Below are 19,744 nucleotides of genomic sequence, written 5' to 3' on the forward strand. Positions count from 1 at the left end.
TCCTCTGATCTCGAAGCAAGATGAACCCGCATGTGGATTTGCTTACGAAACAAATCTGCTCTTTTGGTTAATGCGATTCAAGGGACGCGTAGAAATCTCTCGTCAGACCGGCAGATTCCCGCGCCGAGTCGTTGAACGGAGGTTTTAATCGACCGCGAAACCGGGTTTCTACAAGATTTCGAAAGGTTTCCGCCGGCGGTTTGCCGGTCAAGGCGCAGACGTGGCGAAACCAGTGATTGCCGATTCGGACATGACCGATCTCATCATGATAGATGATGTCGACGATAGCCGCGCTGTCCGCATCGCCCGCTTTTTCCAGCCGGTCGACGGTCGCGGGCGATACATCGAGCCCCCGCGCCTCCAGCACTTGCGGCACGATCGCCAGCCGCGCGAGCAGGTCGTCGGCGGTTTCCTCCGCCGCCTGCCATAGGCCGTCATGCGCCGGCAGGTCGCCATAGGCCGCCCCCATAGCCGCCAGCCGGTCGGCGAGCAGCAGGAAATGGCGGGCTTCGTCATCGCCAACCGAAATCCAGTCGGTTGTGAAGGTGCGGGGCATGTCGCCGCCAAAACGCGCCGCGGCGTCCCAGGCCAAGTCGATGGCGTTCATTTCGATATGCGCAAGTGCGTGCATCAGCGCAATGCGCGAGCGCTCGGACCCCGCTCGCCCGCGGCGCGGCATCCGGCCTGGCGCGAGAAGCTCCGGCCGCCCCGGGCGGGCCGGGCGGTCCGGCAGCGTCCCTGTGAAATGCCAGTCGATCTTTCCAGCCCGCCACGCGCTTGCCTGCGCCTGACTTTCAGCCGCCTTGGCGTGCGGGTCCGCGGTCAGCAGAACAGCGCGCGCAGCATCGGAGACGGTCGGGCGCGGCGCGGGACTCAAAGCGCTTTTGCAGCCTCAAGGACCTGCTCGACATGCCCCTTGACGCGCACCTTGCGCCAGATCCGGGCGAGCTTTCCGTCCGTGCCGATCAGGAACGTGGACCGATCGATACCCATATATTTCCTGCCATACATATTCTTTTCCACCCAGGAACCATAGCGTTCGATCACCTCACCATCCGGGTCCGATCCAAGGTCGATGCCAAGGTCGTGTTTCTCCCGAAACCGTGCATGCTTTGCGGCGGTGTCCTTCGAGACCCCAAGAATGGCGGTGTTCGCAGCGGCAAACCCGTCCGCCATTTCGGTGAATCCGATGGCCTGTTTCGTGCAGCCCGGCGTATCGTCCTTCGGATAGAAATACAGAACCAGTTTTCTGCCATCGTAATCGGACAGGCTGAAGGTCCGGCCGTCTTCTCCCGCAAATGAAAAATCAGGGGCGGTGTCGCCCTCTTCCGGTGCCTTCGTCATGTCGTCGATCCTTTCTCGAACTGTCGTTTCCATTCCGCCGCGATAATGCGGCGGGCCGAGGCGATATCCGCTTTCAACGCCGCCCAGTCCTTCATGTTGCAGCGCGCGGCCACAAGCGCACGTGTCGCCGCACCGCCCGGTCCCTTGGTCGCCCCCTCCACCAGCCGCGAGATGATGAGATAGTCGGCAAGACTGCGATGGGCGCCCAGCAACGCCTTTGGAAGCTGGCCGTCGTCGACAAGGGCGGTCAATGCCTCGACAAGATCGGTGAACAGACCCCGGTGCGACCTCAGCTGGCAATAATGAATAATGAATTCCAGATCGATCAGCCCGCCGCGCCCATGCTTGACATCAAAAGGCCCGGTGCCGGGGTGCGCGCGCATCATATCCGCGCGCATATCGGCCACTTCGTCCCGCAGGCGCTTCGGGTCGCGGTCGCGGTGCAGCGCGGTGTCGATGATATCCTGAATGGCGTCCGCATGGTCATGGCCGATGACGATGCGCGCGCGGGTCAGCGCCATATGTTCCCATGTCCACGCCTCCTTCGCCTGATACGCCGCGAATGTGTCGAGGCTGACCGCCAGCAGCCCCTGTGCGCCGGAGGGCCGGAGGCGGGTGTCGACCTCGTAAAGCGGACCGGCGGCGGTCGGCACGGTGAGCGCCGAGACCAGCCTCTGGAACATGCGGTTGAACCAGCCCGCGGCGGTCAGCGCCTCCCCCGTGCCGTTCGCCGCGCGCACCGTGTGATCGCCGCTGAACAGAAATACGATGTCGAGATCGGAATGTTCGGTCAGCGCCCGGCCGCCATAACGCCCAAAGCCCAGAATGATCGGATCCGCGTCCGGTACTTTCCCGTGATCGCGGGAGAATGCGTTGAAAACGGCGCTGGTCAGCGCGGACACCACGGCGTCGGCCGTATCGGCATAGGCGCGGGCCGCGGCTGCAGGCGTTGCGACACCCTCCAGCAGGGCGACGCCGATACGAAAGCGTTGCTCACCGGCCCAGTGACGCGCCGCGTCGAGTGCGCGTTCGAAGTCCGCCGCGCGGCCGATGATCCGCGCGGCCGCGATGTGAAACTCCTCCGCCGTCCCAAGCGCCTGGCGCGCACCGCCGAGCATGGCATCGAACAGGTCCGGACGCCGCGCAAGTTTTCCGGCAAGCAGCGGGGCATGGCCCATCACGCGGGCAAGCAGGCCGGCAAGGGCAGGGTTCGCAGCGATCAGCGCGAAAAACCGGAACGCGCTTGGCAGCTTCGCCAGGAAATCATCGAACCGGCGAAGTGCATTGGCAGCGGATCGCAGACCCGCAAACGCCTCGATGAGGAGCGGCAGGGCCTGTTCGAATTCACGCTGGGCGGCATCGCTGCGCAGCGCGCGATACTTCCGCGTGCGCCATTTCTCGATCAATTTCACGATTTCCCCGCGCGGTGTCGCGCCGGATGAGGCGACATAATCCGCCAGTGCGGAACCGCGCGGAACGGGCGGCCGCTCCGCACGCTCCGTCAACTCGTCATAGGCTTCTGCGGCCAGCGCGAGGCCAGGCATGACCGTGCTCGCCCAGGCCCTGTAACCTGCCGCATCGCATAAGGCTGCGAACGCCGCGCGGTCATCCTTGCGCGTTGGAATGGAATGGGTCTGCGCGTCTTCGCGCATTTGCAGCCGGTGTTCCGCGTTTCGCAGGCGCTCATAGTGCGCGGCGAGGCTGGCGGCGAGCGCGGGCTCGACATGGCCGGCCTGTTGCAGCGCCGTCAGGGCGGAGCGTGTATCGGACGCCCGCAATGACGGGTCGCGGCCGCCGAATATGAGCTGCTGCACCTGGGCGAAGAACTCGACTTCGCGGATGCCGCCGCGGCCACGCTTCAGATCGAAGCCGGGACCGAACGTCTGTCGCTCGTCATAATGGTCGCGGATGCGCAGACTCATGTCCTCGATGTCGGCGACGGCGGTGTAATCGAGCGAGCGGCGCCAGATGAATGGCGCGATCTGGGTGAGGAAATCTTCCCCCATGGCCATGTCGCCGGCCACCACCCGTCCGCGAATGAAGGCGGCGCGCTCCCAGGTCAGCGCCTCCGACTGGTAATAGATTTCCGCCCGCCTGAGCGGGATGGCGACGGGGTTGACCTCCGCGTCGGGGCGAATGCGCAGATCGACGCGGGCGACATAGCCGTCCCTGGTCGGCTGCTGCAGGATCTCGGCCGTGCGCCGGGCAATGCGCACGGCTGCGCGTTCCGGGTCTTCGTCCGGACGCCGGGCGATACGGTCGCCATCATACAGGAAAATCAGGTCGACATCGCTGGAATAGTTGAGCTCGCGGCTGCCCAGCTTGCCAAGCGCCAGCGCCGTGAAGCCGTCGGGCGATGCGCCGGGGACGCGGTCGTGAAACGCGCTGCGGATGGCGCTGTCGATGGCAAGGTCGGCAAAATCCGACAGAACGTGAACAACCTGGCTGAGATCGAACGCCCCTGCGAGGTCGCCGATCGCGGTCCCAAGCGCGATACGGCGGCGGGCGTGCCTCAGCGCGAGCGGAACATCCTGACCGGCATGGACCCCCGCCATCGTTGCGGCGATGAACCCGTCCAGTCCCGTGCGGCCGATTTCGTCGAGCCATTGCGGATCACGTCTCATGATCCCGCGCAGAAACGGTGCGTGCTGCCAGGCGCGCTCCGCAGCAGAAAGAAATGTGGCAGAAAGGCCACACTTAGCGAGGTTTTCCGGCAGGGAACTACTCATGGCGGGAACGTAGCGGGGGGCATCGCGTTATCACTACCATGTCGGCCCAGCCACCAGAAGCCGGTAAGCGGCAGGCCAAGCGCCGTGTTGGAAGCGCGGACGACATGCGCGGCGCATCATTTGGTGCGTCTTTACGCCGTCTATATGGGCAGACGCTCAACGAGCCGCTCGATGACGAATTCAAGGACCTTCTCGATAAGCTGAAATAGCGTGCGGCCGACGCCGCGTGACGGCGGTCAGGTGATCCCGGCGAAGCGCTTTCAGCGGGAACTGCCTGTGGTCCGATCACTTCTGGCGGGAAAGCTCGTCCACCTGTCCCATAATGTCGTTAAGTGCGCCTTCGCCATTTCCGGCGGTCTGAGAATTGGTACGGGACGGCAAATTGCCTTCCGCAAGTAACGTTTCAAGTGCCGCGCGGCCCCGGGCGACACGGCTTTTGATCGTGCCAACGGCGCAGCCGCAGATATTTGCCGCTTCTTCATAGGCAAACCCGCCGGCACCGACCAGTATCAGCGCCTCGCGCTGGGCTTGCGGCAATTCCAACAGTCCCCGTTGCAGGTCGGCCAGCTCGATCTGCTGATCCTGTCCGGCGGGAGCGGCGAGGATCTTCGCCGCCGTGAAATCGTCCCATTCCCCCTTGAAGCGCGCGCGGCGCATCTGGCTTAGAAAGAGGTTTCTGAGGATGATGAACGTCCACGCCCGCATGTTCGTGCCGGCCTGGAAGCGGTGCCGCGCTGCCCAAGCCTTTAGCAGCGTTTCCTGCACCAGATCATCGGCGGTGTCGGCATTTCCCGAAAGCGATCGCCCGAATGCGCGCAGATGCGAGATGACAAGTGCCAGTTCCGCCTTGAAATCCGTATCGGAAAGCTGCTCGGTGTCCGGCTTGGGCGCCTTGGCGGGGGTGGAATGCAGGCGGTCGAGCAGTTCCTGAAACATAGGCGGAATCGCTTCGGCGGCGGGCGCTGCGAATACCGAGCGTAGAAAACCGCCGACATCGGCAACGCTGACTTTGCCGTCGCCTGCCGGATCAATGGCTGAGTCTGCCATCATGCGTCCCCCCTGATGGTCATGCGATTATCCCGCGAAGCCCAGCAATACGCCCATGCCAACCACGACCAGCACCACGGAGATCAGCAGGACATAGCGACCGATTCCGGGGGTCTCGCCGCCGCGTGCGTCCTCTTTGCCGACTTCTTCATGCTTCTCGTCCATACTCATATACTCCTGCGTCGATTAAGTTCTGCAATACGGAAAAACGCCCGTTTCCGCAAACAGACGAGCGCTCGGAGCTATGCCGTACCTAAGCGGGTATAGCGGCACTCGACCGGAAAAACAGCGCCTGTGCGATGGCTGCCTTTACCGTCGATCGCTGGAAAGGCTTCGTGATCAGGAAGGTCGGCTCCGGCCGTTCACCGGTCAGCAGGCGTTCCGGAAAGGCGGTGATGAAAATCACCGGGACGCTGAATTTTTCCAGAATGTCCTTCACCGCATCGATGCCGCTGGAATCGTCGGCCAGCTGAATGTCAGCCAGGATCAGACCAGGCTGCTGTTCCGTGGCGGCCGCGACGGCCTCGTCACGAGTGGTTGCGATTCCGGTCACCTGATGACCGACATCAAGGACGATGCTCTCGATATCCATGGCGATAATCGGCTCGTCTTCGATAATCAGCACGCTCGTCTTCGTCTGGCGGTCGATCTCCGCGATGGCTTCGGCGACCAGAGCGTCCACCTCGTCTTCGCTGCTGTCGATCAGATAGGCGGTGTCCTCGTTGGAAAACCCCTCCATCGCCGTCAGCAACAGCGCCTGACGCGAAAGCGGCGTGATGCCCGAAAGCCGTTCATGCGCCACCTGTTCGAATTCGGAACCCTCATTCGCGCTGATGCCGGAATCAACGTTGGCGGAATTCCAGATCGCGTGAAAGGTGCGATAAATGCCCAGCCGCGCTTCGACATCCTTCGGGAAGGAATCCGGTGCCTCGACAATGGCCTCGAGCGTTGCCCGGACATAGGCGTCGCCAGCGGTCTGCGCGCCGGTCAGGGCGCGCGCATACCGGCGCAAATAAGGGAGGTGCGGGGCGATTTCGGTGGCGAGCGACATTTTGCTCATGACTCCTGTCAGGCTTGCGTATGAGGGCTGAACGCCGGTCTTAGACCTGCGTTCCCTCGCCGGGGCAAGGGGCAATTGTCAGCCAGCTATCTTATGTCGCGAACTCGGATGGGAACGGGGTGTGGTCCCGCGTGTTGAGAGATGACCATGGATCAAGATAACGCGCATTCTCCGACGGCCGATCGGCACCCCCTTTCGCGTCGCTTCATGGCTGCGATCAGCCTTGCGCTTCTGCCGATTGGCATCATCGCCGTCGCACTGTCGATCAACAGTTTTCGCGACGCCCGTGAGCAGGCGGTCATCCGTGTCGAAGCGCGCGGCGCGGCGCTCGCGCTGGAGGTCGACAATGTGTTGGCCGATCACGGACTGGCGCTGCGTGCCCTGGCGGCAAGGTCACTCGATAGTCTGAGTTCGCGGCAAGTGTGCGATGATGAACTGACGCGTTTCGCTGATCTCGATCCGCTTTTCGGACGGCTGTTCCGGATCGGCGAATCGGGCCGAACGCTATGCCGCTCCAGTGGCGGGGCAGGCGGGGCGGGGCAGGACCTTTCGGACCAGGACATAGCGAGCGTCATGGCCATCGACACGCGTTCGTCAGGTGTTGGCTCGGCCCTGTTTTTCAGCGAGACACGCGGCCATCTTATCTATGCCGTCAAAAGCGCGACACCGGCCGCCGCGCGCGGCAGCGTTGTCGCGATGATCCCGGTTTCTGCGCTTCAGGAGGAACTGAGCGGTGTCGTTCGGCCGCTGAACAGCCACCTGAACGTTCAGGTCGCGAATGGCGAAAGCGGCGGGGGCGATATCGATGTCGTCAATCCGTCGCGTGGCGGCGCTCATGCGATGATCGCATCGACGCGCCTGCCTGGCCTGTCAGTTCGCTATGAAGAAGACTTGCCGCCGCTTCGGATAGGCGAGGTGGCGGCCATATTCGCCCCGCCGGTCATGTGGCTGGCAGCCATGTTGATCAGCTGGCTGACGCTGCGCAGACTGGTTGTCGTTCCGCTGGCGTCGATGCAGCGCGGACTGATGGCGCGGGCCGATGGTGATGATGATGCTGGGCTGGCACCGCGCGCGGGCAATACGCGGGAGCTGGCGGAATTTGCCGAGGCCTTTGACGAGCTTGCCGCCGAGCAGCGGCTCGACCGGCAGGACCGTGAAGCGGCGCTCGCCGCGCAGGAACGCCTGGTGCGCGAGGTGCATCACCGGGTGAAAAACAATCTGCAGATCATCACCAGCCTGATCAGTCTGAAAGGCCGCGGCACCGACGATCGGGGCGAGCACCGCGCCTATGGCACCATTCAGATGCGTGTGACCGCGCTGGCGCATGTCCACCGCTGGTTACATGCCGATGATCTGTCGCGCGGCGTCGATCTGGCGGCCCTCTTCACAGATTTGTGTTCTGGCCTCGAAGGCAGCATTCGCGCTGTCGAAGGTGTGGCGACCACGATAGAAACCCGGCTTGCGCGGATGTTTGTCGGACAGGACGCTGCGGTTCCCCTCTCATTTCTCGTGACGGAAATCATCGCCGGAACGGCCGCGCACATGACCGGAGCGCAGGACATGACCGTTCAGGTCACGCTGCGGGAGGTGGAGCAGGGCCGCGCCATTATGGAGATCGGCGGTCAGGCGTTCGCCGGCGACGACCCCTTCGTGCAGGGCCAGACGACCCCAAGCGCGCGCATCGTGCAGGGCATGGTTCGCCAGCTTCGGACGAAGCTGCACCACGATGCGGAAAAAGGAATATATAGTTTCAAGATCGCTGTCGCCGACGACGCCGACGAAAGGAAATCGAAACGGATACGCCCGGTCGATTAACCGGTGTGTGCAGAACGGCGATTACATGCCGGGCGCGGACTCGCCGTCCTTATATTTGATTTCGAGGAAACGGCCTTCAATGGCAAGACGGTCGAGATCGCCGCGGGCGAGCTGTTCCGAGAGGCGCTTTAGTTCGTTTGAAATGGTGGCAAGACCCTCGCGCAGCTTGGTGTCGGCCTCGCCCCCGACCTCGCGGTAGGAAAGGGGCACGTCCACATAGGATGTCACAAGGCGCGGTAGCTCATCGCCGATCAGGCGCCGGGCATCGGTCACCACGGGCGCGTCGGCCTCTACTTTCTCCAGCTGCGGCGCGAGAATTTCGAGGCGCAGCAACAACTCGTCGACCTGAATGCGGGCAGGGGCGGGCAGTTCGTGCCTGCGCGCGGCCAGCCAGCGTTCGACGCGTACGGGCAGCGCGCCAAGTTCGGCGTTGATGATGTTATCCACCGTCGGCTCAGGTTCCTTTTTCGCGGCCCCGCGAAGCGGCAGGAACAGCGGCACGAGCGCGGCCGCACCCAATGCAAGAACCAGCAGGATGAACCCGTCAATACCGATCCCGCCGATGATCATGGCCAGGATCAGCGCGGCGACGGCGACCCCCGCGACCGCCATGCCCGATCGCTTCAGTTTTGTCAGCCATGGTGACCGTTCCCGCGCCTCCATGCGCCGTGCCGCGGCCCGGCCGGCGTCGGATTGACGAAGCTCCCGCAGCTGGCGGTCCGCGCGGGCGGTGATGTCGTCGAACTTCGCGAGCACCTGGTCAACCGACTGAACCATATGGCCTAGCCCTCGATCGCAGTGAAGGCGGGTTTGGCATGTTCAAGCTTGGCCTGCTCCACACCCTCCGCGCGGGCGATATAGCCGCGGCTTTTCTCGACCTCGTCCGTCAGCAGATTGACCGTCTGTTTCATGGATCCGAGCGCTTCGGCCTTGAAGGTGTCGATTTCATCCATGGTGGCATAAACATTCTCGAATGCGCGTTTCAGCGTTTCGAGGGGAATGGTGGAAGATGCGGCCTGGCGATGAATTTCGCCGGTTTGGGTACGCAGCATCTCGCCGGTCGAATCGATCACACCCGCCGTCGTCGTATTGAGCGCGGTGATCTGGTCGAGGACGAGTTTCTGGTTCGTCATCGCCTGCGCCACGGTCACACCGGTACGCAGTGCGCTCACTGTCGTCGTGGACGCGCGGTCCACGCCCTTCATCAGCTCGATATTGTTCTTTTTCACCAGATCGAGCGCAAGATAGCCCTGCACGGTGACAGCCATCTGCGTCAGCAGGTCGGTCACGCGCTGCCGCGTGTAGAACAACGCCGATTCCCGCAGTGCCTTCGCCTTGGCGGGGTCGGTCGCATCGAGTTGCGCGGCCTTCACCTCAAGCTTGCTGTCCAATGTCTTGGCGACGAAGATCATCTGTTCCAGCTTGCCCATGGTTTTCCACAGGTTCTGACGCTCGACGTCGATCGCGGCATTGTCGCGCAGCAGCTCGTCCTTGCCCGACGCCAGCCGCTTCAGGATCGCAGAGATATGCCCCTGCGCCGATTCGTAGCCCGCGAAATACTGGCGCGCCTTGCTGCCCATGGGGATGAGGCCGAACAGCTTCTTCTTGGTCAGCATCTTCCCGCGTTTGCCGGGATCGAGATCCTCGACGGTACGGCGCAGTTCCGTCAGGTCCTTGCCGATATCACTCTCGCTATTCATCGAGCGTGTCGGCCGGTCGAGGAAGCGGTTGGAATAATTCGCCGCCTCCTCGATTTCCGCACGGCCAAGCGCGGTAAGCTGGTCGATACGGCGACCGAATTCCGGGCTGTTGGAATCCTGCTCGGTCAGCTCCGCGATGAAGCTGTCGACATTATCCTCCAACTGGGTCTTCTTTTCGTCTTCAATCGGAACAAGACCTGCCGCCTTTGCCGCTTCGACCTTGATCACCGGGTCGGGCGCATCGAGCTTCAATGCCGTCGGGGCACCAGCATTTTCGGTTCCGGTCGTCGGGTCAGCCATATCGTCTTTCTTTCATCTGGCGCTCCCCGAAAGGAGCGCCGCCACCTACAGTGTGTTATCCTCTAGTCGCTCGATACGGCTTCGGCGAGACCTTCGACATATTCCGCGCCCGCGATGACTTCGGCGGAGCTGCCGTCAAAGTCATCGCCAATGGGTTCCACGCGTCCGCCAAGGCACTGACCAAGGAAACCCTCCATCGCCGCGAAAAAGCTGAGGCGGTTGGCAGGCTCCTGGAAGCCGTGACCCTCATCGGGATAATTAATGTAGGTCACTGGCAGGCCCTTTGCCTGCATGGCGTCCGAAATCTGGTCCGATTCGATCTTTGTGACGCGCGGATCATTGCCGCCCTGACCGATCAGCAGCGGAACCTTGATCTTGTCGACATGCGTCAGCGGTGACCGTGCGACCAGATCGGCGCGCGCTTCGGCGTCCGCCGGATCACCAATATGGCGATAGAAGGTGCCTTCGAGGATCGGGCGCCAATAAGGCGGGAAGCTTTCCATCAGCGTGATGAGGTTGGACGGGCCGACAATGTCGACGCCGCATGCGAATTTGTCGGGTGTGAATGTCACGCCCACCAGTGTCGCATAACCGCCATAGGAACCGCCACCGATCGCGACCTTGTCGGCCTGGGCAATGCCCTCTTCAATGGCCCAGTCGACGGCATCGATCAGATCATCATGCATCGCGCCGGACCACTCGCCAATGGCCCTGTTGACGTGGTCTTTGCCAAAGCCGGTCGAGCCGCGATAATTGACGCTGAGCACGGCATAGCCGCGATTCGCCATCCACTGATGCACGGTGTCATAGCCATATCCGTCGCGCGCCCATGGTCCGCCATGCACCCACAGAAGCGTTGGCACAGCCTCATCGGGGCGGCCGTCACCATCGGGATCGCTGCCCGGCGGCAGAGTCAGGTAAGAAACCAGTTCAAGACCGTCGCGGGCCTTGATGACCAGCGGGTGCATCGGCTGCAGCGGCGCATCGGCCAATTCAGGGCGCGTCGTGAACATCTCCGTCAGGCTTTTCGTATCGCGGTCGTACAGCATATAGGTGCCGGGCTGTTCCGCGGCGTCGTCGACAACGACCCATTTCCGGTTGTCGTCCGTTGCCGATGCGAGATTGATCTGACCCTTGAACCGGGATTTCAGGAATTCGAGATCGCCCGCGACGTCGTCTGACAGCGCGGTCCAGTCTTCCTTCTTATAATTCACGGCATAGGCCAGCGGTTCATAGGTCGTCGGGTGGAACATGACGTCGGAGACGTCGGCATTCTCATGCTCGCCAAGGGTCGTCTGCGTACCCGTGGTCAGATCGATATAGGCTAGGGCGCTGGTGTTCCGGTTGCGGCTGTCGCCGAGATAGAGGCGCTCGCCGTCCTTCGAGAAGGCAAAGGGCTGCGTGTTGAAAAAATCATCTGTACCGACAGACATGAATTTTTCCCCCTGCGTGCCATCAGGCTCGACGAGGAAATAGTCTGCGCCGCCGCCTGGCTGACTGATCATGCCAAGCCGTGCGCGGTTCTGATGGTCGACGACCCAGCCGCCAAAACCCGGATTTTCCGCAACGAGGCGTTTTTCGCCATTGGAATAATTTACTTCGTAAAGGTCGAACAGTTGCGGATCACGGTCGTTCATACCGATCAGGACGACACCGGGGCGTTCGCGGCTGACATTCTGGATTACCGCACGAACGCCCTCTGCCGCCGGTGTCAGATCGATGGTCGCGCCATTGGCGATATCGGTCGCATAGACATGAAAATTCTCGTCGCCGCCCTTGTCCTGCTGCGTCAGGATGAACAGGCTGTCGGGTGTCCACATGTGCGAGTTGATGCCGCGCTTGGCATCGTCGGTAACGGCGCGCGCATCCGCAGGGTCTGCCGCGGGGGCGACCCAGACATTCATCACGCCGTCTTTCGGCGCCAGCCAGCTGAGCCATTTTCCATCGGGGCTGATCCGGCCCTGCGACTTTGTCGGATTGCCCAGCAGCGCCTCGCGCGGAATGAGGTCGGCATTTTGCGCGGCGGTCTTTGCCGATGCGGCGGTGCCCGCACTTGCCATGGTCATGGCGATGCCGACGGCGGTGAGGGTGGTGATCGAGCTACGCATAAGGTCTCCGATTTGGTTTGATCTGAAACTGTTCTAGCAGAGGTGTATTATATAAACAACACAGATGTTATCCGCCGAGTGCCTGCGCCTTCATCGCATCACAATCTTCGCGGCAGGCCGCCGCGACGTCGGCATGCGCGCCGCTCGGCTTTGGCAGTGCTCCGGGCGGTGGTGCGGATCCGGTGGAGCCATTCGGCGCAGTTCATCTTGGCTATGGTCTCGGCTGCCATGGCGCCGCTACGCCGCCGCCTGACGCATCTCCAGACCCTGTGCGAGCCGCCAGAGTTTCTCCGGCGTTGCGGGCATGTCGACATGCTGACCGCCCAGGCAATCGACCAGCGCATTCATGATCGATGGCATGGCGCCGATCGTACCGGCCTCACCGCACCCCTTCGCGCCCAGCGGGTTGTTCGGGTTCGGCACCGGTTCGGTATCGAACGTCATGCCGAGCGGCATATCGTCGGCGCGCGGGATGCCATAATCCATAAAACTGCCGGTCAGAAGCTGGCCGTTTTCGTCGTAAACGACATCCTCCATCACGGCCTGGCCCAGGCCCTGCGCCACGCCGCCCTGCACCTGTCCCTCGACCAGCATGGGGTTCACCAATGTGCCGAAATCATCGACGACCGTATATTTCGAGACGGACAGGATGCCAGTGTCGGGGTTCAGTTCAACTTCCGCGATATGGCAGCCATTGGGGTAGGTCGGGCCGGGATTTTCAGGCTTGTAGCTGGCGCGGACATCAAGCTCGCCCGGATGCGCGGCGGCGATTTCCATCAGGCCGCGCGTTTCATTGGTGCCGCGCGCGCGGTAGACGCCCGCGTCGAAATCGACTTCGCCGCCCAGATCCTGCGCGGCAAATATACGGCCCTTTGCGATCACATCCGCTGCCGCCTCAAGACCGGCAGCGCCGCCCCAGACCATGGAGCGCGAACCACCGGTCCCGTTTCCGACGTCCAGGCGATCCGTGTCGCCCTGCTCGATAATGACGTCTTCAAGGTCGATGCCCAGCTTTTCCGCGATGACCTGCGCATAGGCGGTTTCGTGGCCCTGTCCGTTCGACTGGGTCCCGATGGCGGCATGAACCTTGCCGCCGCGGATCTTGACGTCGGCGAATTCCTCCGTTGAACCGCCGCCAGCGATCTCGACGTAAAAGGCGGCGCCGCGGCCATAGCGCATGCCGCGCGCCTCCGCTTCTGCGCGGCGGACATCGAAACCGGCCCAGTCGGCACGTTTTACCGCCGCGTTGAGAAGAGCCGGGTAGTTGCCTACGTCAAAGTTCAGGCCAAGGCCGTTTTCATGTGGCAGTTCATCGGGACGCAGCAGATTCCGGCGGCGGATGTCGATAACATCCATGCCGGTTTCCCGGGCCGCGGCCTCCATCAGGCGCTCGATAATATAGGCCGCCTCTGGCCGTCCCGCGCCGCGATAGGCGTCTGTAGGCGCCGTGTTGGTCGCAACGCCGTGCACCACATTGTGGATCGCCGGGATGCGGTAGACGCCGCCGATGATCCTGCCGCCCGCGAAGGTCTGGATCGCCGGGCCATATTGCGATTGGTAGCCACCAAGGTCGGACCATGTCTCCGCCTTCAGGCCCAGGATCATCCCCTTGTCATCAAGCGCGAGCTGCGCATCCGTGACCATGGCACGGCCATGCAGGTCGGTCTGGAAAGCATCGCCGCGTTCGCCGGTCCATTTCACCGGGCGGCCAAGGGCGCGCGCGGCATGCAGGACAAGGCCGTATTCGGGATAGCAGAAGCTTTTCATGCCAAAGCCGCCGCCGACATCGCCGGTGACGATACGCATCTGTTCAGGCTCGACCTTCATGATCGTCTTGGCGAGGTGCGGGCGCATGTTGGCGACGCCCTGACTGCCCGTGTGAAACAGGAACGCGCCCTTGCCGTCGGCGCCGGCCGCATCCCACTGCCCCACGGCGCTGCGGACCTCCATCGATGTCGGCGCGACGCGATTTTGTACAAGACGGAGGGTCGTGACATGCGCAGCATTGGCGAAGGCTTCGTCCGCTGCCTGACTGTCGCCCACCTGCCAGTCGAACAGCTTGTTCGACTCCGCCTCCTCCCAGACCCTGGCCGCATCGTTTTCCAGAGCCCGGTCGATGGAATGGACCGCCTCGATCTCTTCATAGTCGACATTGACCGCTTCGGCGGCGAACCGCGCCTGTTCGCGTGTCTCGGCCACCACGAAGGCGACACCGTCGCCCACGAAGCGAACCTTGTCGCCCGTCAGCAGCGGGCGTTCCGCCTTCACCGGACCGGACAGCGGGACCAGGCAGGGAATGCGGCCATAATCGGCAATGTCGTCCGCCGTGTAAACCGCCAGGACACCCGGCATGGCCCGCGCCTCGCTGACGTCGATGCCGAGGATCCTGGCATGGGCATAGGGGGAGCGTACCGTGACGCCGAAGGTGCAGCCGTCCGGCTGATAATCATCCGTAAAACGCCCCGCGCCCGTGATCAGCCGTTCATCTTCTAGCCGTTTTGGGCTTTGCCCGACACCGAATTTCATGCTTTTTCCTCCGCAAGGATCGCCGCCAGGCCCACCCGGTAGTCGGGATAATGCAGTCGCTGCAGCAGATCACGTTTCATCCTGCCATTCGCGACGCGTCTGTTCTCTGAGTAAAATCCGCGCGCCATCGGTGATAGCTGTGCTTTCTCCAAGGGGACGAGCGGCGGCGGGTCCATTCCCAATAGTCCGGCGGCATAGGCAAGCACCTGTTCGCCGGGCGCGGGCAGGTCGTCCGAGATGTTGTAGACGCCGACGGCACGGCGCTGCATTGCGGCGCGCACGGCATTCGCGATATCGGTGACATGGACCCGGCTGAAGACTTGTCCGCCCGCGTCGATGCGCTGCGCATCGCCCTGCCGCAGGCGGTCAAGGGCCGACCGGCCGGGGCCGTAAATGCCGGGAAGGCGGAAGATGCATACGCGCCCGTGAAGATCCTGCCACCGCTGATCCGCGACCGAACGCGCCGTCCGGCGGCCGGTGCCGATTTCCGCAGTCTCGTCGACCCACGCGCCCTGGCGGTCGCCATAAACACCGGTCGATGACAGATATCCCGTCCAGAGGTTCCGGCGGGACAATTGGTGCTCATACAGGTCCAGGACGGGGTCGGTGTCGCCGACGGGCGGCGTTGATGACAGAATATGTGTCGCGCGGTCGATCAGGTCCGGTATTGCCGGATCATCGAGGGCAAGGACACAAGGGCGCGCTTGGCTGCCCGTCGCTGAAATTCCCCAGCCTTCCTTGCGCAGGCGATTGGCCAGATGGGTCGCCGTGTAGCCTTTGCCGAAGATCAGTAATTGCGGAGGCGGCGAACCAGTCACGCAGTGCCGCGTTTGTCAGCGGGGCCGCCCTCCAGAATGAAACGACGGTCGCAATATCCACAATCGACAAAACCCTCGCCGCCCATCTGCAGGAATATGCGTGGATGACCCAGCGCGCCGCCCTCGCCTTCGCAGGAGGTGCGCGTCGCGTTGACGTAGACGGTTTCGGGATTGTCCGGATCGATGCTCATGGGGCCGAAATAGCGCGCGCGGGCGTGTGGCCCAAGTCTTTTCTACAGGTGCGGCATGGGTGGGTGTCAGCCCGCGGCCGCCGCCGGGGGCGAGTTCCGATCCTGGCCATCAAGGCCGTCATGCAGGTGCGCGGCCTGGCGGGCGCGGCAGAGCGCCGCTTCGTTTTCAACCATTGCCGTCTGAAGTTTCGACAATTGCCCGGCAAAGCTCTGACGCTCGGCGGGCGGCAAGCCTGCCAACAGGGAATGATCGCCTGATTTCAGCTCGTTGAGCGTGTTTTCCAGTTCGGCTGTCAACGCCGCCTTGGTGTCATTGATTTTGCTGCGTTCATCGATGCGGAACCCGGCCTGGATCATGCGGCCCTCGTCGGCGAGCACAGCCTCAAGCCTTTCGGCGACTTCCACGAACCGGCCAAACGCACCCATGATGATATCTTTCTATTGTCGCATACACTCCGCTGGCGCGAAGGCAGCGACCCTAGGACCGTGATGGTTTCAATCCGATTACCAGCGCTAGAGCGGAAGCTGGTCCGTCGCCGGCCGGGGCGCGTCGAGGCCAAGATGGGCCCATGCCTTGCCGTTCAGCTGCCGCCCCCGGGCGGTGCGGGCAAGAAGACCGATCTGGATCAGATAGGGTTCGATAACCTCTTCGATGGTATCGCGCGGCTCGGACAACGCCGCCGCGAGGGTTTCGACGCCCACCGGGCCGCCCGCATAGTCGCCGGCGATGACACCCAGATAGCGGCGGTCCATCGCATCCAGGCCAAGGGCATCGACCTCCAGCCGCATCAGCGCGCGATCGGCGGCGACGGCATCAATGCGCGCATTGCCCGCAACGCTGGCAAAATCGCGAACGCGGCGCAGCAGGCGTCCCGCAATGCGGGGCGTTCCGCGCGACCGGCGCGCGATTTCCGCGGCGCCATCTGCCTCCAGTGGCATCACAAGCAGGCGCGCCGCGCGGGCGATCACCTGTTCCAGTTCTTCCGGCGTATAGAAATTCAGACGGATGGGAATGCCGAACCGGTCGCGCAGCGGCGTTGTCAGCAGGCCGGACCGCGTTGTCGCGCCGACAAGCGTGAAAGGAGGCAGGTCGATTTTCACACTGCGCGCCGATGGCCCTTCGCCGATCATGATGTCGAGCGCGCGGTCCTCCATGGCGGGATAAAGAATTTCCTCAACGGCGGGCGCGAGCCGGTGGATTTCGTCGATGAACAGGACGTCATTGGGTTCAAGATTGGTCAGGATCGCCGCAAGGTCTCCCGCCTTGGCGATAACGGGGCCGGATGTGGCGCGAAATCCCACGCCGAGTTCCCGTGCGACGATCTGCGCCAGGGTTGTCTTGCCAAGCCCCGGCGGTCCGAAAAACAGGACATGATCCAGCGCCTCACCGCGGGATTTCGCCGCCTCGACGAAGACACGCAGATTTGCGCGTGCCGATTCCTGGCCGACGAATTCCTCCAGCCGCTGCGGGCGCAGTGCGGCGTCAATGTCTTCCGGTTTTCGGTCAGGCGCGATGACGCGCTCTGGATCTGGGGTGGCGGTTTTGGACATGCGCGCCGGTGTAGCGAAGGATCGTGCCAATGAAAATGAAACTGATCCTCCACTGATGTCTGGGGGTGACGGACGATGCGCGGCGGGGCAGGGTCGGTGCGAAATTCATGATGGGAGAGGCCGATGCGTGTGTTTCTGGTTCCGATGGCGGCGATGCTGGCCATGCCTGCGATGGCGGCAGATGCCGACGTCGTGCTCGACCGTATCGAGGCTGACCGTGACATCAATATCAATGTCGCGCAGTCGATCTGGAATCTGGCTGAGCTTGGTTACCGGGAAACCGAATCTTCCGGCATTTTGCAGCGGCGTCTGAAGGATGAGGGGTTTGCCATCGTCGCGGGTGTCGCAGGCGCGCCGACGGCGTTCACCGCGACCTTCACGACGGGCGATGGCCCGGTGATCGGCATTATGGGCGAATTTGATGCGCTGCCCGGTTTCAGCCAGGCGGCTGTGGCAAGAAAACAGGGCATAGCGGGCGCGGATGCGGGCCATGCCTGCGGACATCATCTGTTCGGTGCGGCCTCCGCCAGTGCGGCCATCGCCGTGAAAGACTGGCTTGAGGCGAGCGGCACCACGGGGACCGTGCGCTTTTACGGCACGCCCGCCGAAGAAGGCGGCGCGGGCAAGGTCTATATGGTCCGGGACGGCCTGTTCGAGGACGTCGATGTCGCGCTGCACTGGCACCCGGGCAGCAATAATAGCGCCGACATCGCGACCTCCAATTCGAACAAGAGCGCGAAATTCCGGTTTCGCGGTACGTCCGCTCATGCCGCGGCTTCGCCTGAATATGGCCGCTCCGCTCTCGACGGGGTCGAGGCCATGAATGTGATGGCCAATATGATGCACGAGCACATGCCGCAGGAAAGCCGCATGCACTATGTCATCACCCATGGCGGCCGCGCGCCCAATGTGGTGCCGGACTTTGCCGAGTCCTTTTATTATGTCCGCAACCCCGATGCGGAGGTCGTTCGTGAGACGTTCGAACGTCTTGTCCGGGTCGCCGAGGGCGCGGCGATGGGGACCGGGACGAAGGTCGATTACGAAGTCATTCACGGTGCGATGCCGCTGCTGCCGAACGAGACGCTGCAACAGCTGGTTCATGGCAAGATGACCGAGGTCGGCGGCGTCGAATATACCGCGGAAGAAACAGCTTTCGCTAAGGACATTGTCCCGACACTTGGACGCAAGGACGTGGACCTGTCGGATGCCGTGACGATTGATCCCCTGTCCCAAAATCACGGCGCGGGTTCGACCGATGTCGGCGACGTGTCATGGGCCGTTCCGACCGCAGGCTTCCGCACGGCGACGTGGGTGCCGGGCACGCCTGCACATAGCTGGCAGGCCGTCGCGGCTGGCGGCATGTCGATTGGCTGGAAGGGCATGCAGAATGCAGCGAAGATCCTCGCACTGACCGCGATCGAACTTTACCAGCGCCCCGATGTGATTGCCGCAGCAAAGGCGGAATTCATCAGCCGCCAGCCCGAAGGATATGAATATCGTGCGCTGCTGGGCGACCGCGATCCGCCGCTGGATTACCGGGATTAGGAGGTATGGGAAACACCGCCCAGGAACACAGCTGAACAGGCGGCGGCGTTCAGCCGGACTTGATCGCAGGAGCCGCCGCAGGCGGGGCCGTCACAACCCGCTTCTTTGCGCGAAGCGCGATGACCAGACCAAGCGCCGTCAGCACAGCGCCGCCAATCGCATAAGGCGTCCATTGATACCCTTCCAAAACCGTTGAGATGGTCATGGCGACAAAGGGGATGAGGACGCTCGAATAAGCGGCCTTCGCCGGGCCGATTTCGCGGATCACACCGAAATACAGCACGAACGCGATGGCCGATGCGAAGACCGCCAGATAGGCGATGCCGCCGAGATAGAGCGGTGCCGCGTCGATCACCGGCGGGCCTGACGTGCGCCATGCAAAAATGATATTGATGACCGAGCCATAGGTCATCGCCCAGGCGAGCATGGCAGACATGCCATATGCCCTGGCCTGCGGCGCGGCCTGCATGACATTGGCAGCAGAGGCGCACAGAATACCCAGCACCGTCGCGCCAATACCAAGCGCGAGATCGGGGGCATCGGCGAGCGCAAGCAGCTCCTGGCGGAATAGCAGGGCGACCCCCATTATACCAAGCGCGCTGCCGATCATGAATTGCCGGTCGACCCTATGGCCAAGAAAAATCCGTGCTAAAATCGCGTTCGGAACCACCAGCAGCGCGAAGGCGACCGCGATCAGGCCTGAGGTGACGAACCTGCTCGCCTGGTAGACGAGGTTGAAATTCCCGGCAAACTGGAACACGCCGATCATCAGGAAGAAAAAATGGGCCTTTGCCGGAAACGCGATCGAGCGTCCGCGCGCAAAGCACAGCACAAACATCAGCAATGCCGCGAGCGTGAAGCGATAGGCGACCGACCACGGCGCAGGCACGACGCCAAGCTGCGTCTTGATGACATACCACGTCGTTCCCCAGATCAGGGTGACAATGGCAAGAGGTAGGAGGACGCGAACGGGCATGCCGCGCCGCCTAGCAGGAAAACGACCGCTGTCG

The 19,744-nt window shown here is 62.8% G+C and carries 18 protein-coding genes; 3 read left to right on the forward strand and 15 right to left on the reverse strand.

The window, feature by feature from the left end; genetic code table 11:
* Positions 1-67: 67 nt before the first annotated feature.
* The 3 genes from KCG44_RS12715 to glnE are packed head-to-tail and all read right to left on the reverse strand — an operon-like array spanning position 68 to position 3,968.
* Positions 68-877: a ferritin-like domain-containing protein gene (locus KCG44_RS12715; RefSeq protein WP_218446485.1), complete on the reverse strand. Its 810-nt coding sequence runs from the start codon at positions 875-877 to the stop codon at positions 68-70.
* On the reverse strand, positions 874-1,344 hold the full coding sequence (locus KCG44_RS12720; protein WP_218446486.1) for a peroxiredoxin: 471 nt from the start codon (positions 1,342-1,344) through the stop codon (positions 874-876). The genes KCG44_RS12715 and KCG44_RS12720 overlap by 4 nt, the downstream gene beginning before the upstream one ends.
* Positions 1,341-3,968: a bifunctional [glutamate--ammonia ligase]-adenylyl-L-tyrosine phosphorylase/[glutamate--ammonia-ligase] adenylyltransferase gene (gene glnE / locus KCG44_RS12725; RefSeq protein WP_369411988.1), complete on the reverse strand. Its 2,628-nt coding sequence runs from the start codon at positions 3,966-3,968 to the stop codon at positions 1,341-1,343. The genes KCG44_RS12720 and glnE overlap by 4 nt, the downstream gene beginning before the upstream one ends.
* 143 nt (positions 3,969-4,111) lie before the next feature.
* On the opposite strand from glnE, the gene KCG44_RS12730 reads away from it, so the two are divergent.
* Positions 4,112-4,282, forward strand: a complete 171-nt coding sequence (locus tag KCG44_RS12730) for a NepR family anti-sigma factor (protein ID WP_218446488.1) — start codon at positions 4,112-4,114, stop codon at positions 4,280-4,282.
* Positions 4,283-4,358: 76 nt separating this feature from the next.
* Here the strand turns inward: KCG44_RS12730 and KCG44_RS12735 are convergent, their stop codons facing one another.
* The 3 genes from KCG44_RS12735 to KCG44_RS12745 form a co-directional block, all read right to left on the reverse strand.
* Positions 4,359-5,009: a sigma-70 family RNA polymerase sigma factor gene (locus tag KCG44_RS12735; protein ID WP_218446601.1), complete on the reverse strand. Its 651-nt coding sequence runs from the start codon at positions 5,007-5,009 to the stop codon at positions 4,359-4,361.
* A 138-nt stretch (positions 5,010-5,147) separates the two neighbouring features.
* Positions 5,148-5,285 carry a hypothetical protein gene (locus KCG44_RS12740; protein ID WP_218446489.1) on the reverse strand — a complete coding sequence of 46 codons (138 nt, stop codon included), beginning with the start codon at positions 5,283-5,285 and terminating at the stop codon, positions 5,148-5,150.
* 88 nt (positions 5,286-5,373) lie between these two features.
* Entirely contained in the window at positions 5,374-6,171 is a 798-nt protein-coding gene (locus KCG44_RS12745; RefSeq protein ID WP_218446602.1) for a response regulator, read from the reverse strand.
* A 216-nt stretch (positions 6,172-6,387) separates the two neighbouring features.
* Here KCG44_RS12745 and KCG44_RS12750 point away from each other — a divergent pair, with 216 nt between their 5' ends.
* Complete coding sequence (locus KCG44_RS12750; protein ID WP_218446490.1) at positions 6,388-7,995, forward strand: sensor histidine kinase; 1,608 nt, start codon at positions 6,388-6,390, stop codon at positions 7,993-7,995.
* 21 nt (positions 7,996-8,016) lie between these two features.
* Here the strand turns inward: KCG44_RS12750 and KCG44_RS12755 are convergent, their stop codons facing one another.
* The 8 genes from KCG44_RS12755 to ruvB all read right to left on the reverse strand — a co-directional run bounded on the left by KCG44_RS12755 (position 8,017) and on the right by ruvB (position 17,189).
* Positions 8,017-8,772, reverse strand: coding sequence for a hypothetical protein (locus KCG44_RS12755; RefSeq protein ID WP_218446491.1), 756 nt, complete (start codon positions 8,770-8,772; stop codon positions 8,017-8,019).
* A gap of 5 nt (positions 8,773-8,777) precedes the next feature.
* Complete coding sequence (locus KCG44_RS12760) at positions 8,778-9,995, reverse strand: toxic anion resistance protein (RefSeq protein ID WP_218446492.1); 1,218 nt, start codon at positions 9,993-9,995, stop codon at positions 8,778-8,780.
* Between the two features lie 62 nt (positions 9,996-10,057).
* Positions 10,058-12,103 carry a S9 family peptidase gene (locus tag KCG44_RS12765; RefSeq protein WP_255536559.1) on the reverse strand — a complete coding sequence of 682 codons (2,046 nt, stop codon included), beginning with the start codon at positions 12,101-12,103 and terminating at the stop codon, positions 10,058-10,060.
* 237 nt (positions 12,104-12,340) lie between these two features.
* The gene (locus tag KCG44_RS12770) at positions 12,341-14,629 is read right to left on the reverse strand and encodes a xanthine dehydrogenase family protein molybdopterin-binding subunit (protein ID WP_218446493.1); all 2,289 of its coding nucleotides are present in this window, start codon (positions 14,627-14,629) and stop codon (positions 12,341-12,343) included.
* Positions 14,626-15,447 carry an SDR family oxidoreductase gene (locus KCG44_RS12775; protein WP_218446494.1) on the reverse strand — a complete coding sequence of 274 codons (822 nt, stop codon included), beginning with the start codon at positions 15,445-15,447 and terminating at the stop codon, positions 14,626-14,628. Before KCG44_RS12775 ends, KCG44_RS12770 begins: the two co-directional genes overlap by 4 nt.
* Positions 15,444-15,638 carry a zinc-finger domain-containing protein gene (locus tag KCG44_RS12780; protein ID WP_218446495.1) on the reverse strand — a complete coding sequence of 65 codons (195 nt, stop codon included), beginning with the start codon at positions 15,636-15,638 and terminating at the stop codon, positions 15,444-15,446. The genes KCG44_RS12775 and KCG44_RS12780 overlap by 4 nt, the downstream gene beginning before the upstream one ends.
* A 66-nt stretch (positions 15,639-15,704) precedes the next feature.
* The gene (locus KCG44_RS12785; RefSeq protein WP_218446496.1) at positions 15,705-16,064 is read right to left on the reverse strand and encodes a hypothetical protein; all 360 of its coding nucleotides are present in this window, start codon (positions 16,062-16,064) and stop codon (positions 15,705-15,707) included.
* Positions 16,065-16,151: 87 nt separating this feature from the next.
* Entirely contained in the window at positions 16,152-17,189 is a 1,038-nt protein-coding gene (gene ruvB, locus KCG44_RS12790; RefSeq protein WP_218446497.1) for a Holliday junction branch migration DNA helicase RuvB, read from the reverse strand.
* Between the two features lie 123 nt (positions 17,190-17,312).
* Between ruvB and KCG44_RS12795 the strand changes: the two genes are divergently transcribed.
* Positions 17,313-18,734, forward strand: a complete 1,422-nt coding sequence (locus KCG44_RS12795) for an amidohydrolase (protein WP_218446498.1) — start codon at positions 17,313-17,315, stop codon at positions 18,732-18,734.
* A 49-nt stretch (positions 18,735-18,783) separates the two neighbouring features.
* Here the strand turns inward: KCG44_RS12795 and KCG44_RS12800 are convergent, their stop codons facing one another.
* Positions 18,784-19,710: a DMT family transporter gene (locus KCG44_RS12800; RefSeq protein ID WP_218446499.1), complete on the reverse strand. Its 927-nt coding sequence runs from the start codon at positions 19,708-19,710 to the stop codon at positions 18,784-18,786.
* Positions 19,711-19,744: the final 34 nt, after the last annotated feature.

The organism is Pacificimonas pallii (assembly GCF_019204005.1).
In the GTDB taxonomy this organism is placed as follows: domain Bacteria; phylum Pseudomonadota; class Alphaproteobacteria; order Sphingomonadales; family Sphingomonadaceae; genus Pacificimonas; species Pacificimonas pallii.

What these genes read in the sequence shown, in the direction of transcription:
- KCG44_RS12720 (WP_218446486.1), bottom strand. Translation starts at nt 1,344, where the DNA reads ATGACGAAGGCACCGGAAGAGGGCGACACCGCCCCTGATTTTTCATTT.
- glnE (WP_369411988.1), bottom strand. Translation starts at nt 3,968, where the DNA reads ATGAGACGTGATCCGCAATGGCTCGACGAAATCGGCCGCACGGGACTG.
- KCG44_RS12730 (WP_218446488.1), top strand. Translation starts at nt 4,112, where the DNA reads ATGTCGGCCCAGCCACCAGAAGCCGGTAAGCGGCAGGCCAAGCGCCGT.
- KCG44_RS12735 (WP_218446601.1), bottom strand. Translation starts at nt 5,009, where the DNA reads ATGTTTCAGGAACTGCTCGACCGCCTGCATTCCACCCCCGCCAAGGCG.
- KCG44_RS12740 (WP_218446489.1), bottom strand. Translation starts at nt 5,285, where the DNA reads ATGGACGAGAAGCATGAAGAAGTCGGCAAAGAGGACGCACGCGGCGGC.
- KCG44_RS12745 (WP_218446602.1), bottom strand. Translation starts at nt 6,171, where the DNA reads ATGTCGCTCGCCACCGAAATCGCCCCGCACCTCCCTTATTTGCGCCGG.
- KCG44_RS12750 (WP_218446490.1), top strand. Translation starts at nt 6,388, where the DNA reads ATGGCTGCGATCAGCCTTGCGCTTCTGCCGATTGGCATCATCGCCGTC.
- KCG44_RS12755 (WP_218446491.1), bottom strand. Translation starts at nt 8,772, where the DNA reads ATGGTTCAGTCGGTTGACCAGGTGCTCGCGAAGTTCGACGACATCACC.
- KCG44_RS12760 (WP_218446492.1), bottom strand. Translation starts at nt 9,995, where the DNA reads ATGGCTGACCCGACGACCGGAACCGAAAATGCTGGTGCCCCGACGGCA.
- KCG44_RS12765 (WP_255536559.1), bottom strand. Translation starts at nt 12,103, where the DNA reads ATGCGTAGCTCGATCACCACCCTCACCGCCGTCGGCATCGCCATGACC.
- KCG44_RS12770 (WP_218446493.1), bottom strand. Translation starts at nt 14,629, where the DNA reads ATGAAATTCGGTGTCGGGCAAAGCCCAAAACGGCTAGAAGATGAACGG.
- KCG44_RS12780 (WP_218446495.1), bottom strand. Translation starts at nt 15,638, where the DNA reads ATGAGCATCGATCCGGACAATCCCGAAACCGTCTACGTCAACGCGACG.
- KCG44_RS12785 (WP_218446496.1), bottom strand. Translation starts at nt 16,064, where the DNA reads ATGGGTGCGTTTGGCCGGTTCGTGGAAGTCGCCGAAAGGCTTGAGGCT.
- ruvB (WP_218446497.1), bottom strand. Translation starts at nt 17,189, where the DNA reads ATGTCCAAAACCGCCACCCCAGATCCAGAGCGCGTCATCGCGCCTGAC.
- KCG44_RS12795 (WP_218446498.1), top strand. Translation starts at nt 17,313, where the DNA reads ATGCGTGTGTTTCTGGTTCCGATGGCGGCGATGCTGGCCATGCCTGCG.
- KCG44_RS12800 (WP_218446499.1), bottom strand. Translation starts at nt 19,710, where the DNA reads ATGCCCGTTCGCGTCCTCCTACCTCTTGCCATTGTCACCCTGATCTGG.